At 70.9% G+C, this 748-nt stretch carries 1 pseudogene; it reads right to left on the reverse strand.

Annotated features, from left to right (window positions below):
* Positions 1-681 (reverse strand): annotated as a pseudogene (locus FS770_RS14175) (IS3 family transposase); the annotation flags it as partial.
* Between the last annotated feature and the right edge of the window lie 67 nt (positions 682-748).

A 748-nucleotide genomic window follows, 5' to 3' on the forward strand; every position in this document is an offset into this window, starting at 1 on the left:
CGGACTGGTCCGGGATCGTGGTCCTCACGCGTTTGCGCAACCGGATTCCGGCCAGGCCGTGCTCGCGCATCACCCGGGCCACGCGCTTGTGGTTGACCCGGTCACCGGCCGGCACGTCCTCGTTGAGGTCGGCCGTGATCCGGGGCGCGCCGTAGGCGCGGTCCCCGCCCCGGGCCGGGTCCTGCAGCACCCGGATCCGGGACACCAGCGCCGCGTCGGCCGCCGCCCTGGCCGCCCGTGCCGGCTCGGCGGCCAGCCAGGCGTAGAACGACGACCGGGCGATCTCGATGACCTCGCACAACCGCTTCACGCCCCAGGCGTCCTTGTGGTCCTCGACGAACTGGAAGCGGTTCACCAGTTCGTCTCCCCGGCGAAATACTTCGCCGCCTGGCGCAGGATGTCCCGCTCCTGGGCCAGCTTGGCCTGCTCGGCCCGCAACGCCGCGTTCTCGGCCTCCAACCGGGCGATCCTCGCCCCCGGCGACCCCGGCCGGCCCTGCGTCGGAGCGGCCGTGGCCGCACCCGCCGTCGTCCCGGAGCCGAACTTGTCGACCCATTCCTTCAACGCGCCCCGGGAAACGCCCAGATCCGCTGCGATCCCTTTGAGCGTCGCGCCCGGGGTGGACTCGTACAAGTCCACCGCCCGGCGACGGAACTCGTCGGTGTAGTTCTTCCTGGCCATCCTTGGATTCTCGCTTCTCCCAGCATCGTGCTGGATTCCGCGTGTCCAAGATCAAGGGTCAAGCCCC

The sequence above is a fragment of the Kocuria salsicia genome, from assembly GCF_007681555.1.
In the GTDB taxonomy this organism is placed as follows: domain Bacteria; phylum Actinomycetota; class Actinomycetes; order Actinomycetales; family Micrococcaceae; genus Kocuria; species Kocuria salsicia.